Consider the following 13,151-nt stretch of genomic DNA (forward strand, 5'->3'; position numbering starts at 1 on the left):
GGCTTCGGCGCCAGCGGTTTCAGGAGGAATCAGTCCATTGACGGACGTAACACGCTAATGAGTCCAGGATGGGCTCGACGTATTCAGCGTCCGTTGTGGCTCATGACCGGCGCGTGGTGCCTGATGTTCATTCATCCATCCGGGGCCGGCGAATTGCCGCCGCCTCCCAGCGGCATGGAGGCCGTCAGCGATGCACAGTTGTTTCTGGAACTGGTGGTCAACCAGATGAATACCGGCCGGGTGGTGGCGGTGGAGCAGCGCGGCGGGCGCCTGTTCCTGCCGGCCAGCGTATTGCGCGACACCGGCATGAAGCTGCCGGAAGAGGCGGGTACCGAAGTCGATCTCGACGGCCTGCCGGGCCTGCACAGCGATTACGACAGCGTCAGCCAGCGACTGCTGCTCGACGTGCCACCGGACTGGCTGCCGGAGCAGTTCATCGGCAACCGTGAAATCTATCCGCGCACCCCGGCGCTGAGCAGTTTCGGCGCGTTGTTCAACTATGACCTGTACCTCAATGACACCGACGACGCCGGCACCTATCTGGCGGCGTGGAACGAAGTGCGGGTGTTCGACAGTTGGGGAACGTTGTCGAACACCGGGCAATATCGCCGTACGTTGTCGGGGGATGCGGTCAGCACGCTGGACAACGGCTATCTGCGTTACGACACCACCTGGCGTTACTCCGATGACGAACGGATGCTGACCTACGAGGCCGGGGACGTGGTCAGCGGCGCCTTGCCCTGGAGCAGTTCGGTGCGGCTGGGCGGTGTGCAGTTCTCAAGGGATTTTGCAGTGCGTCCGGATCTGGTGACCTATCCGCTACCGCAATTTGCCGGGGAAGCGGCGGTGCCGTCCTCGGTGGATCTGTTCATCAACGGCTACAAATCCAGCAGCACCGACCTGCAACCGGGGCCGTACACCCTGACCAACATTCCGTTTATCAACGGCGCGGGTGAGGCGGTGGTGGTGACCACCGATGCGCTGGGCCGGCAGGTGTCGACCACGGTGCCGTTCTATGTCACCAGCAGCCTGCTGCAAAAGGGCCTGAGCGATTTTTCGGTGGCCGCCGGTACGCTACGCCGGGATTACGGCCTGAAGGATTTCAGCTATGGGCCGGGCGTCACCTCGGGCAGTTTGCGTTATGGCGTCAGCGACACCTTTACTCTGGAGAGTCACGCCGAGGCGGCGGATACCCTGACGCTCGGCGGGCTGGGCGGTAACTTGCGGCTGGGCAATTTCGGGGTGCTCAACAGCGCGATCAGCCAGAGTCGTTTCGACGGCGATGGCGGTCAGCAACTGAGCCTCGGTTATCAATACAGCGGCCAACGCTACAGCTTTTCCTATCAGCGTTTGCAACGCCGCGACCGTTACGCCGACCTGACCGTGGTCGACAGCCCTTACACCACACTCAGCAAGCGCAGTGAGCAGGCGACCCTGAGCCTCAATCTCGAACGCTGGGGCAGTCTCGGCGTGGGGTATTTTGACATTCGTGCGGCAGACGAAACGCGCACACGGTTGCTCAACCTGAGCTGGAGCAAACCGCTGTGGCGCAACAGCAGTTTCTACCTGTCGGCCAACCGCGAAATCGGCGACAGCAACTGGGCGGTGCAGGCGCAACTGGTGATTCCGTTCGACCTGCGCGGCAGCCTGGCCATCAGCAGCGAACGCAGCAAGACCGGACAGACGCAGCAACGGGTCAACTACAGCCGCGCCGTACCGTCCGAGGGCGGGGTGGGCTTCAATCTCGGCTATGCCAAGGGCGACGGCGCCGATTACCGTCAGGCGGACCTGACCTGGCGCCTGCAATCGGTGCAATTGCAGGCGGGCGTCTACGGCACGTCCGACGCCGAAACCCGTTGGGCCGATGCCAGCGGTTCGCTGGTGTGGATGGACGATCAAGTGTTCGCTGCCAATCGCATCGACGATGCGTTCGTGGTGGTCAGCACCGACGGCTACGCGGACATTCCGGTGCGTTACGAGAACCAGCAGGTCGGCCAGACCGACCGTAACGGCCACTTGCTGGTGCCGTGGAGCAGCGCCTATTACCGCGGCAAGTACGAAATCGATCCGCTGAACCTTCCGGCCAACGTACGCAGCCCGAATGTCGAACAGCGTGTAGCGGTGCGCCGGGGCAGTGGCTATCTGCTGGAGTTTCCGCTGAGCCGGGTGATCGCCGCGAGTATCGTGCTGGTGGACGCGCAACAAAAGGAATTGCCGCTGGGCAGTGGAGTGCTGCACGAGCAGAGCGGTACGCGGACGGTGGTCGGCTGGGATGGACTGGTCTATCTGGAAAATCTTCAGGCGCAGAATTCGCTGCGGGTGACTCTCGCGGACGGCAAGACCTGCCAGGCGCAATTCAGCGTCGACCTGCAGCAGGATGAAGTGCCGCTGATCGGCCCGCTGGTGTGCCAATGATCCGGGCGCGGTTTGTTTTGTGGCTGCTGTTGCTGTTGCCGGGACTGGCGCAGGCGCTGTGTTCGGTGGTCACCACCACACCGGCCGGGTTCGGGAACATCAGTTCGATTGCCGTGCGCACCACCTCGCAACCCAGTTCCACCTTGAACGGAGGCTTGAGTTGCACCGGTTCGCTGCTGTCTCTGTTGACCAACAATGATCATTTCTGGGCCACCGTTACCTCGACCCAGAGCGGTTTGCTCGGGCCCACCGGCGACGTGATCGGTTACACGATCTACGCCAACAACAGCACCAGTTACCCGCTGACGCGTGGCACCGCCTATGACTTCGCCCGCAACGGCATTATCGATGCCTTGGGTTTGCTGGGCGGTACGGTGCCGAAAACCGTTCCGCTCTATTTCGGGACCACCATCGGCAGCAACGTGGCGGCGGGGGTATACACCGAAACCCTGAGCATTTTCTGGAGCTGGAATTATTGTTCGGGCATCGGTGTGGGCGGGCTGTGCCTGGGTCGTGACATCAACAGCGGCACGACGACGCTGACGGTCAACCTGACGGTGTCCAACGACTGCACCATCACTGCCCCGAACATCGCTTTCGGCAGCGCGCCGGTGGTCAGTGCGTTCACCCCGGTGACCGGGCAGACCATCAACCTCGCCTGCACCAAGGGCAGTGCCTACACCGTGGGGCTGAACGACGGGCAGAATGCGCTGAGTGTCGGCGGACGGCGGCGGATGATTTCCGGCAGCAACTATCTGGCCTACGACATTTTCAAGAGCGCCGGGACCACCCGTTGGGGCAGTGTCGGCGCGGCCCGTCGGGCCAGCAGCGATGCCGAGGTCAACCCCGGCAACGGGCTGGGCACCGGCAGCCAGATCTTCAATTACAACGCGAAAATCTACACCGACCAGACCACACCGCCCGCTGGAACCTATCTGGACAATGTGGTGCTGGATGTGGGGTTCTGAACCGGCTAGAAACTCACGGATTGCTTGAGCATTTTCGCCGCCGGGGTATCGGTCGGGCTGACCATTGCGTAGTTGTAGCCCTTGCCGGACCAGTACTCGGCCTGCAGATCCCCGTCCTGGCGGCTGCCCCGGGGCAGAAAGGTATTTTTAGGTCCCGGTGGGCGCACGTAGAAACTCACCTTGTGCCCGCTCTGGTCTTCATACATCACCATCGCCGCCGGGCCTTCATCGGTGCTCAGCAGACGGCCGCTGACCGGTGCAAAACCGGCCGACGTCAGGTCCGGCAGGCGATTGGCCTGAGTGAAATAACGGTCGAGCCAACGCTGGATGTCGCCGTCACCATCGACCTTGTAGTCCGCCGGCAGAAGTCCTTGCTGGGCGATCAAGCGGTACGCCTGCAAGGCGTCCGTCATCGGTGCCGGGGGATGAAACACGGTCATGTCCCGGGCTTTCCAGCCACCGACACCGCCGAGGCTGACGGCAATCAAAAGCATTGCCGCGCTGGCCCATTGGCGGCGCGACTGGCGTTTGAGTCGCTGGCGAATCAGCGACGGATCAAGGTCCGGATTGGCCGGTTGTTGCAAGGCACCGCCGAGGGCGGCGCGCAGGTGCTGGGCGTCCTGTTGCCAGGCGCGAACCTGCGCCGCTTCGTCCGGATGGCTGGTGAGCCAGGTTTCCAGCACATGCCGGTCGGCCTCGCTGAGCTGGTGGTCGACGTAGGCGTGCAGGTCACGTTCGTTGGGGGGCAGACTGATCATTTGAGTATCCGCAAGGAAGGGCTGCTGATTTCCCCGTCGCTGAGCTGGCGCAGGGCCTGGCGAGCACGGGACAGGCGCGACATCACGGTGCCGGTGGGGACGTCGAGAATCTCGGCGACCTCCTTATAAGTCAGGCCTTCCACCGATACCATCAGCAGCAGCGCGCGCTGTTCGGTGGGCAGTCGGTCGAAAGCCTGCAAGGTCGATTGGGCAATCACGGTGCGTTCCACCGAGGGCTCGGCGTCATCGCGGCCGGTGAAGAATTCGAGCATCCGCGCATAACGCCGCGAGCGCCGATGCGCATCGAGAAACTGCCGGTACAGGATCGAAAACAGCCAGGCGCGCAGATCGCCGTCGGCGCGCTTCTCGCCCCAAGCCGACAGTGCCCGCTCGAGGCTGGCCTGTACCAGGTCGTCGGCGCTGCTGCTGTTGCGTGTCAGCGAAAGCGCGAAGCGGCGCAATCTGGGAATCAGATCGCGTAATTGCTCGTCGAGTGTATTCATGACAGGGACATGCTCTGGGCCAGAAGCGCGGTAGTGGTAGGAAAGACGCCTCTCGACACAGCTTATTCCATTCCAGGAGTTGAAAGATTTCATTACTGGCGACGTAGGAAAGTTCGCCGCGTTCTGTAGTGCGTGTAATGGATTCAAATCTCCCGGCTCAACCCGTCCGACAAGCGCAAGCAGCCACCGATGTCGCCAGCAGGCAATCGGTGGCCGAAGCGGCTGAAACGATGATTTGAGCAAAAGGGATGTTTGAGATGCATGCAATCGTAATGAATACCCCAGCCACACCGAGCGAAGGTTATGACGCCTGGCGGACATTCGGCTGCGGCCCGGTGGCCGAGCCCGAGTTCTCGTTGATCCACCGTGCGATCGAAGCGCGGGCGGCGACTCATCCGCAGCATGTGGCCGCGCGTTTTCAGGGGCAGATCCTTACCTATGGCGAGTTGAACCGCCAGGCCAACCGGTTGGCCAGTTTGTTGTCGAGTCATGGCGTAGCCCCGGGCGATCACGTGGCGCTGTTTGTCGAACGTTCGATCCCGATGCTGGTGGGCATGCTCGCGACCTTGAAGGTGGGGGCCGCCTATATTCCCCAGCATGTCGGCATTACTCCGGCCACGCAGTTGAGCCACATCATGTCGGTTGCTTCGACGCAGGTGGTGTTGACGCTTTCAACACTGGCCCACGGGATTCCGCTGACGACCGGGCAGCATTGCATTCATCTGGATACGTTCATCGACACGCCGGGCTTGGCCGCCGATGACGTGAATGTGGGGGCGGACATTTCGTCACCGGATGCCCTGTGTTTTGTGCTGTTTACGTCCGGCACGACCGGTCAGCCCAACGGTGTCAGGGTGACTCAACGCAATGTCTGCAACATTCTGCTGACCGGCCCCGGCAATCTCGGCATGGGGCCGGGCATGAACGTCGGGCAGATTCTCAATATCGCCTTTGACATGGCCGCCTGGGAAATCCTCGGGTGCCTGGCCCATGGCGCGACGCTGCTGATCCGGGGCAAGGACATTGCCGAAACCGCCGAGCAGTGTGACGTGCTCATCGCGACCCCATCGATTCTCGCCACGCTGGATCCGGAGCGCTGCAGTCAGGTGAAGGTGGTGGCCCTGGCCGGCGAACCGTGCCCGCAGCCCCTGGCTGATCGCTGGGCGTCCTTTTGCGATTTCTACAATGCTTGCGGCCCCACAGAAACCACCATCGTCAACACCATGCAGCATTACCGAGGCACGGGCCCGTTGACGATCGGCAAGCCAACGCCGAACAACACCGTGTATGTACTGGATGAAACGGGCCAACTGTGCGCGCCGGGTGAGCAGGGCGAAATGTGGGCCGGTGGCGACTGTGTGACGGCCGGGTATCTGGGCAATCCTGCCCTGACTGCCGAGCGTTACCGCCTCGATCCGTTTCTGGGACAGGGCCGCATGATGTTTCGCACCCGTGATCTGGGGCGCTGGACTGCTGACGGCGAACTGGAGCACCTGGGCCGGGTGGACGATCAGGTGAAAGTCCGGGGCTTTCGCGTTGAGCTGGACTCGGTGTCGGCTGCGCTGGAGTCTGCACCGGGCTGCGAGCGCGCGGTGACCTTGAAGTTCGATAACCGTCATCTGGTGGCTTTCGTCTTTCCTGCATCCACGGACACCGATGTGGCGCGACGCCGTTGCGAGGAGCGTCTGGCCTATTACTGCGTGCCTTCGATGATTCTGCCGGTGGATGACATCCCGCTGACTTCAAGGGGCAAGGTCGACAAACGCTTGTTGCTTGAGCGGGCACAGGCGCATCAGGCGCAGCTCGCTGCCACACTGCAGGAGGCGGTGCAATGAGTCAGGTCGACGACGCTTTTGCCCTGCCACCGCGACGTCCGCTCTGGCGGCGCCTGGGAACGCTGCCGCTGTTTTCACATTACAACCGCCTGGTTGCGCTGGTGTTGCTGGCGAACCTCGGGGCGCTGGTGTACGGGATCACCGTCGGACAGTGGTGGTCGGCCTCGGAGGTTGCGTTGGAGGCATTGTCGCAGCTGGTGTTGGCGAACCTGTCGATGGCGATCCTGATTCGTCAGCAATACTTGATCAATCTGCTGTTCTGGCTGGCGACCCGGGCTCCCACGTGTTGGCCGCTGGCGATTCGTCGCTCGCTGGCCAAGGTTTATCATTTCGGCGGTTTGCACAGTGGCGGGGCGATGGCCGCGATTGTCTGGTTCGTTGTGCTGCTCGGCTCGATGATCTGGCAAAGGACCGACGGGGCAGGTGGGGTTTCGCTGACGCTGCTGGCGATCAGTGCCGCGCTTCTGGGGTTGTTGCTGCTGATGGCGATCATGGCGTTGCCGGGGATTCGCTCACGGTTTCACAACGCTTTCGAACGCACCCATCGGTTCGCCGGTTGGGCGGCGCTGCTGCTGTTCTGGGGCATGACGCTGGTGTTTGCCCGGGATCGTCATCCTGGCGCCGACTTGGCGCAAGTACTGTTGACGTCCGTTTCATTCTGGATGCTGCCGCTCCTGACACTCAGCATTGCCTTGCCCTGGCTGCGCCTGCGCAAGGTGCCAGTGACGCTGGTCAAACCGTCGTCGCATGCGGTGATTGCCCGGTTCAATCACCACACACCGTTCGCCGGATCCTCTACCGCAATCAGTCGCCATCCGCTGTGGGAATGGCACTCGTTTGCCAACATTCCTGCACCGGACGAACAGGGTTTTCGCCTGATCATTTCCCGTGCCGGCGACTGGACCGGTGAACTGATCGAGCAGCCGCCGAGCCATGTCTGGGTCAAGGGCATCACCACGGCAGGCGTCGCCCATATCGAAACCCTGTTCAAGTCAGTGGTGTACGTCGCCACCGGCAGTGGCATTGGGCCGGTGCTGCCGCATCTGCTGGCGCGGCAGGTGCCGATCCACCTGATCTGGTCCACCCGCAGCCCGCGCGAGACCTATGGTGATGCGCTGGTGGAGGAAATCCTGCAGGCACAACCCGATGCCCATATCTGGGACACCGACCGGTTGGGCAAGCCGGATCTGGTGGCGCTGGCGTATGCCGCCGTTCGAACCCACGGCGCGGAAGCGGTGATCTGTATTTCCAATCAGAAGCTGACCGAGCGAGTAGTCGAGGAAATGGAGTCCCGGGGTATTCCGGCCTACGGCGCGATCTGGGATTCCTGACGGCGCGTCGGTGTTTTTCCACTCACTCCGCTATTCAAAGAGATTGCGATGAACCTATTGATTGAACGACACGGCCCCGTGGTACTGATCCGCCTCAACCGCCCGCACGCACGAAATGCGCTGGATACATCACTGATGCGCGAATTGCTGGAGGCCTTGCAACCGCTGGACAGTGATCCGGGTGTCGGATGTTTCCTCATCACCGGTACCCGGGATTATTTCGCTGCCGGAGCCGACATCAAGGAGATGTACGAAAAGTCCTGCCTGGAAATGATCGAGGAAGACCATTTCGCCGGCTGGGATGCGTTTGCCGCTCTGCGCACGCCAAAAGTCGCGGCGGTGGCGGGCTTCGCATTCGGAGGAGGCTGTGAATTGGCAATGATGTGCGATGTGATCGTGGCGGCCGAGTCCGCGAAATTCGCATTGCCGGAAATCACTCTGGGCGTGATGCCGGGCATGGGCGGTACGCAACGCCTGACCCGGTTGATTGGCCGCGCCAAAGCCATGGACATGATACTGACCGGTCGCACACTGTCCGCCCGTGAGGCCGAGCAGGCAGGGTTGGTGTCGCGGGTGACAGACGCCGATCACCTGTTGGAGCAGGCCATGGACATTGCACAGCGCATCGGCGGATTTCCCCGCACGGCGACACGGGCTGCCCGGGAAGCGGTGGACCGGGCGTCCGAGTCGGGATTGCGCGAGGGCATACTGTTTGAACGACGCTCGTTTCACGGCCTGTTCGCGACACCTGGACAGAAGGAGGGCATGCAGGCGTTTCTGGAAAAACGCGCGCCGCGTTTCGATCAGATTTAGCCGGCCGCGATTGGACTCCGACGCCACTCCATGAAAGAAACTACAGTTCAGAGGGAATAATCCTACGAGGCGTGCGTCTCATAGCACCTTTCCCTATGGCCGATGGCCCTGGAGTCTTTCATGGTTGATCGCAGCTCACCGCCCGGCGGGCCTCAACGCCCGCCACTGAGTGCCGCGAACCTGGTGTTGCGTCTTGGCGGAATCGCCGTAGTGGTCGCAGCCCTGGCCGGGGCGTTTGCCTACGTCCATGGTTCATTTGACCCACAACGCCTGACGCCAAAAGCGTTGGTCGATGTGCTGGAAAAGAACAACGGTGTGCATCCCGGCTTTCGCCGCAATCACGCCAAAGGTGTTTGCGTGATCGGACATTTCGAGAGCAGCGGCGAGGCTCGCGCGTATTCTGTCGCGCAAGTGTTCAATGAGCCGCGCACGCCGGTGGTCGGGCGCTTTGCGTTGCCGGCCGGCAGTCCGTATGCGCCGGACAGCGCCGTACCGATCCGCAGTCTGGCGCTGCGTTTCACTCAGGCAAACGGCCAGCAGTGGCGCACCGGGATGAACAGCATGCCGGTGTTCCCGGTCGGCACGCCCGAGGCGTTCTATCAGTTGCAGCAGGCGCAATCGCCGGATCCCGCCACCGGTAAACCGGATCCGACCAAAGTGCCGGCATTTTTTGCCTCACACCCGGAAGCCGTGCCGTTTCTGACCTGGATAAAAACCGCCAAACCGTCGGCCAGTTACGCGACGGAAACCTACAACAGCGTCAACGCGTTCTATCTGGTGGATGCCAGCGGCAAGAAGCAAGCGGTGCGCTGGAGCATGACGCCTCTGGCCCAGGACGCTGCCGGTGCGACTGCGCCTGAAGGTAGCGATTTCCTTGAGAAAGACTTGGTGCAGCGCCTGGCCGAAGGGCCGCTGCGTTATCAGTTGAACATCACCTTGGCCAATGCCGACGATCCGGTGAACGATGCGAGCAAGACCTGGCCTCCCGGTCGCAAGGTGTTGAACGCCGGCACTCTGGTGCTGGAAAAGACCCAGCCGCAACTCAGCGGCGAATGCCGTGACATCAACTACGATCCGCTGGTGCTGCCGGCCGGCATTCAGGGTTCCGACGATCCGTTGCTGGCCGCGCGCTCGGCCGGTTACGCCGATTCCTACCTGCGTCGCACCAGCGAAGTCAGCCAACTGCCAACCGGCAAAAAGGAGGCTCGCCCATGAGCACGCAACCGACTCATTTCAATCCGCTGGCGCGGTTGCTGCACTGGCTGATGGCGTTGATGATCATCGCGATGTTGTTCATCGGCGCCGGCATGGTGACCTCGGTGTCGGCGCGGCATGAATGGTTGATCAATCTGCACAAACCATTGGGCATCGCGATACTCGCTTTGGTGATCGTGCGCATTCTGGTGCGGCTCGGCACCCGTCAGCCGCCGCTGCCGGCGGATCTGCCGGGCTGGCAGGTGATGGCGGCCAAGGCCTCTCATCTGTTGTTGTATGCGCTGATGTTGGTGTTGCCGCTGCTGGGCTGGGCGATGATCAGCGCGGCTGGGGATCCGGTGATGCTCGGCACGTCGCTGCAATTGCCGCCGATCGTGCCGGCGGATGCGCAGGTGTTCGCGTTGCTGCGCAAGGCTCACGGGTATCTGGCGTATCTGTTGTTCCTGACCGTGCTGCTGCATTTGGCGGCGGCGCTGTTCCATGGCTGGGTGCGCCGCGACGAGGTGCTCGACAGCATGCTGCGGGGACGCAATCGCGGTTGATCGTGTGTCAGTCCGACGTGGCGAGGGCGCAAGCAGCCTCGCCACGTTTCTGTTTGGCCACGGTGCTCCACCAATAAAGCAGCGCGACCGTGTTGATTGCGGCACCCAGCCAGCACACGCCCGGCCATCCTGCCCAGGCGTACATGGCCGTCGAGGCGATTGAGCCCAAGGCGCTGCCAATTGAGTAAAACAGCATGTAGCCGGCGGTCAGTCGGCTCTGCGCCTCCGGGCGGACGCTGTAGATCATGCTCTGGCTGGTGACGTGTACGGCCTGCAAGCCCAGATCCAGGGTGATGACGCCAAGCAGCAGTGCCCATAACGAAGACTGGGTGAGTGCGATTGGCAGCCATGAGCCCAGCATCAGCAGCAGCGACAGGCCGCTGACCCATTGCCCCAATCCTCGATCCGCCAGATGTCCGGCTCTGGCCGCGGCCAGTGCGCCTGCCGCGCCGGCGAGTCCGAACAATCCGATTTCACTGTGGGAAAGTGACAGCGGCGGGGCGGCCAGCGGCAACACCATCGGCGTCCACAAAACCATGGCGCTGGCGAAGGTGAGCAGGGCGAGGATTGCTCGTTGGCGCAGCACCGGTTCCTCACGAAACAGGCTGAACACTGAGGCGATCAGTGCCACGTAACGCGTGGTCGATCGTGCGTCTTCATCTTTGGGTAACACCCGAAACAGCAGCGCGGCCATCACCAGCGTCAACCCCGCCGACAGCAGATAGATCGAGCGCCAGCCGGCCAGATCAGCCATCCCCCCAGCCACCGTTCGCGCGAGCAAAATGCCGACGACGATACCGCTGGTGATCACGCCCACAACCTTTCCGCGTTGTGCCGGGACGGCCAGGGTAGCGGCGTAGGCGACCAGCACCTGGGTGACCACGGCCAGCAGGCCGGTCAGGGTGACGCCGATCAGTAGCCAGGCGCTGTTCGAGGCCAGAGCGATCATCAGCAAGGCAGCGGCGGACAACAGCGTTTGCGTGACGATCAACCGGCGGCGGTTGAGCATGTCGCCGAGGGGCACGAGCAATAACAGCCCGAGGCCGTAACCGACCTGGGTCAGCGTCATGACGATACCGATGCTGCCCGGCGACAGGCCGAAGGCGTCGGCCATCGCATCCAGCAGCGGCTGGGCGTAATACACGTTGCCCACCGCAAGGCCGCAAGCGATGGCGAAAAGCAGTACGACACCTTTATCGAGTGTTGCAGTGTTCATGTCCCGGATCCTTTCAGGTTTCAAATTGAAACTTGATTGACGGTAAGTAATCCGGTTTTGATTTGCAACCTGATTGGGTAAAAGTCGGCGCAAAAAAAAGATCGCAGACAGGCTGCGATCTTTCGTGAAGCGAAAATCCGAGGGGATTAGCGCAGGGTGTCGACCATGTCTGCGATGGTGGTCAGCACGTCTTTGCCCAGTTGCTTCGAGCGTTTGCCCGACCAGCCGGTGAGCGGGTTCGGCGCGTCATCGTGATCCTTGAATGGCATTTCCAGGGTCAGCGACAGGCAGTCGAACTTCTGGCCGACGCTGTTGCAGGCCAGAGTCATGTTGGCCTGGCCCGGCTCGTCGCGGGTGTAGCCGTACTTGGTCTGGAAATCTTTGGTGGTGTGCTTCAGGTGGCTGCGGAAGTGCTCTTCGAGCTTCTCCAGGCGCGGGGTGTAACCCGGGTTGCCTTCGCAACCGGCAGTGAACACGTGGGGGATTTCTTCGTCGCCGTGTACGTCGAGGAACAGATCGACGCCGTACTTTTCCATCTGCTGTTGTACGAAAAGTACTTCGGGGCTGACTTCCTGACTGGCGTTCTGCCAGGCGCGGTTCAGGTCCTGGCCCATGGCATTGGTGCGCAGGTGACCGTGGAAGGCGCCGTCCGGGTTCATGTTCGGCACCAGGTACAAATCGGCGCTGGCCAGCAGTTTGTTCAGTACCGGATCGTCATGATGCTCCAGGCGTTCGATCACGCCTTCCATGAACCACTCGGCCATGTGCTCGCCGGGATGCTGCTGGGCGATGATCCAGATCTTGCGGCGACCTTCGGCGCCAGTGCCTTTGCGCAGCAACTGGATGTCGCGGCCTTCGACGCTTTTGCCGGTGGCCAGCAGTTCGGTGCCGGCCTTGGTCAGTGCTTGCTCGATCAGCCAGTCATGACGGCCACGGCTGTAAGGTTCGAAATAGGCGAACCAGGCGTGGGTCTGCTCGGCTTCGAGGCAGAAGCGCAGGCTGTCGCCTTCGAATTGAGTCGGGATACGGAACCAGTTGACGTGGTCGTAGGAAGCGACCGCCTGATAGCCGGTCCAGGCTTTGTTGTAGGAAGACTGGCTGGCGTTGACCAGGCGGAACCAGTGTTCCTGATGAACATGCAGGCCGCTGGCCTTGAAGTGGAACCACTGGAAATGAGCGCTGCGGGTATCTGGCCGAATTGCCAGAACCGGGTTGAGCGGATTGCTGATGTCGATGACTTGGATGTTGCCGCTGTCGAAGTTGGCGCTGATGTCGAACGAAGATTTGGCCACGGTCATAATCGGTTCCTGAATATGATTTTTATGGCGGCTACTTTACACGCAAGACAGGGGTGAAACCGAGGGAAATTGCGGGTTGCGGCGGGGGGCGTCTTCCGTGACGCGGATGCAGCTTAGTGGCTGTGCGATTGATTCTCAAGTGCTAATTGGCGTTACTTTGCCCTAATGTGGCCGGGGTCCGCTTGCCAAGCAATATTCTTTTGATATTATCCGCGCCATCGAATTTGCGGCATCCAAAGACTTCATTAGCCTGAAGC

The 13,151-nt window shown here is 61.8% G+C and carries 11 protein-coding genes; 7 read left to right on the top strand and 4 right to left on the bottom strand.

Annotation, left to right across the window (positions count from 1 at the left end; all coding sequences use genetic code 11):
- Positions 1-57: 57 nt before the first annotated feature.
- Entirely contained in the window at positions 58-2,415 is a 2,358-nt protein-coding gene (locus tag EIY71_RS16600) for a fimbria/pilus outer membrane usher protein (RefSeq protein WP_134022332.1), read from the top strand.
- The gene (locus EIY71_RS16605; protein ID WP_134022333.1) at positions 2,412-3,383 is read left to right on the top strand and encodes a spore coat U domain-containing protein; all 972 of its coding nucleotides are present in this window, start codon (positions 2,412-2,414) and stop codon (positions 3,381-3,383) included. The genes EIY71_RS16600 and EIY71_RS16605 overlap by 4 nt, the downstream gene beginning before the upstream one ends.
- Before the next feature lie 5 nt (positions 3,384-3,388).
- Here EIY71_RS16605 and EIY71_RS16610 read toward each other — a convergent pair whose 3' ends face one another.
- Both EIY71_RS16610 and EIY71_RS16615 read right to left on the bottom strand, forming a co-directional pair.
- Positions 3,389-4,141: an anti-sigma factor gene (locus EIY71_RS16610; protein WP_134022335.1), complete on the bottom strand. Its 753-nt coding sequence runs from the start codon at positions 4,139-4,141 to the stop codon at positions 3,389-3,391.
- Complete coding sequence (locus EIY71_RS16615; RefSeq protein WP_085745937.1) at positions 4,138-4,644, bottom strand: RNA polymerase sigma factor; 507 nt, start codon at positions 4,642-4,644, stop codon at positions 4,138-4,140. Before EIY71_RS16615 ends, EIY71_RS16610 begins: the two co-directional genes overlap by 4 nt.
- 272 nt (positions 4,645-4,916) lie before the next feature.
- Here EIY71_RS16615 and EIY71_RS16620 point away from each other — a divergent pair, with 272 nt between their 5' ends.
- From EIY71_RS16620 to EIY71_RS16640, 5 genes are all read left to right on the top strand, one after another.
- Complete coding sequence (locus EIY71_RS16620; RefSeq protein WP_134022337.1) at positions 4,917-6,479, top strand: amino acid adenylation domain-containing protein; 1,563 nt, start codon at positions 4,917-4,919, stop codon at positions 6,477-6,479.
- Positions 6,476-7,810: a hypothetical protein gene (locus tag EIY71_RS16625; protein ID WP_134022339.1), complete on the top strand. Its 1,335-nt coding sequence runs from the start codon at positions 6,476-6,478 to the stop codon at positions 7,808-7,810. The genes EIY71_RS16620 and EIY71_RS16625 overlap by 4 nt, the downstream gene beginning before the upstream one ends.
- A 48-nt stretch (positions 7,811-7,858) precedes the next feature.
- A complete protein-coding gene (locus tag EIY71_RS16630; protein ID WP_129972684.1) occupies positions 7,859-8,623 on the top strand; it encodes an enoyl-CoA hydratase-related protein in 765 nt (254 codons plus the stop codon).
- Positions 8,624-8,743: 120 nt separating this feature from the next.
- Positions 8,744-9,838: a catalase family peroxidase gene (locus tag EIY71_RS16635; RefSeq protein WP_129972685.1), complete on the top strand. Its 1,095-nt coding sequence runs from the start codon at positions 8,744-8,746 to the stop codon at positions 9,836-9,838.
- The gene (locus EIY71_RS16640) at positions 9,835-10,380 is read left to right on the top strand and encodes a cytochrome b (protein WP_085745942.1); all 546 of its coding nucleotides are present in this window, start codon (positions 9,835-9,837) and stop codon (positions 10,378-10,380) included. Before EIY71_RS16635 ends, EIY71_RS16640 begins: the two co-directional genes overlap by 4 nt.
- A 7-nt stretch (positions 10,381-10,387) precedes the next feature.
- Here EIY71_RS16640 and EIY71_RS16645 read toward each other — a convergent pair whose 3' ends face one another.
- Both EIY71_RS16645 and EIY71_RS16650 read right to left on the bottom strand, forming a co-directional pair.
- Positions 10,388-11,596, bottom strand: coding sequence for an MFS transporter (locus EIY71_RS16645; RefSeq protein WP_134022341.1), 1,209 nt, complete (start codon positions 11,594-11,596; stop codon positions 10,388-10,390).
- A gap of 146 nt (positions 11,597-11,742) precedes the next feature.
- Positions 11,743-12,894 (bottom strand): M14-type cytosolic carboxypeptidase, encoded by a 1,152-nt coding sequence (locus tag EIY71_RS16650; protein ID WP_102687156.1) that lies wholly within the window; start codon positions 12,892-12,894, stop codon positions 11,743-11,745.
- Positions 12,895-13,151: the final 257 nt, after the last annotated feature.

It is taken from the genome of Pseudomonas sp. CH235 (genome assembly GCF_004368175.1).
In the GTDB taxonomy this organism is placed as follows: Bacteria; Pseudomonadota; Gammaproteobacteria; order Pseudomonadales; family Pseudomonadaceae; genus Aquipseudomonas; species Aquipseudomonas paraglycinae.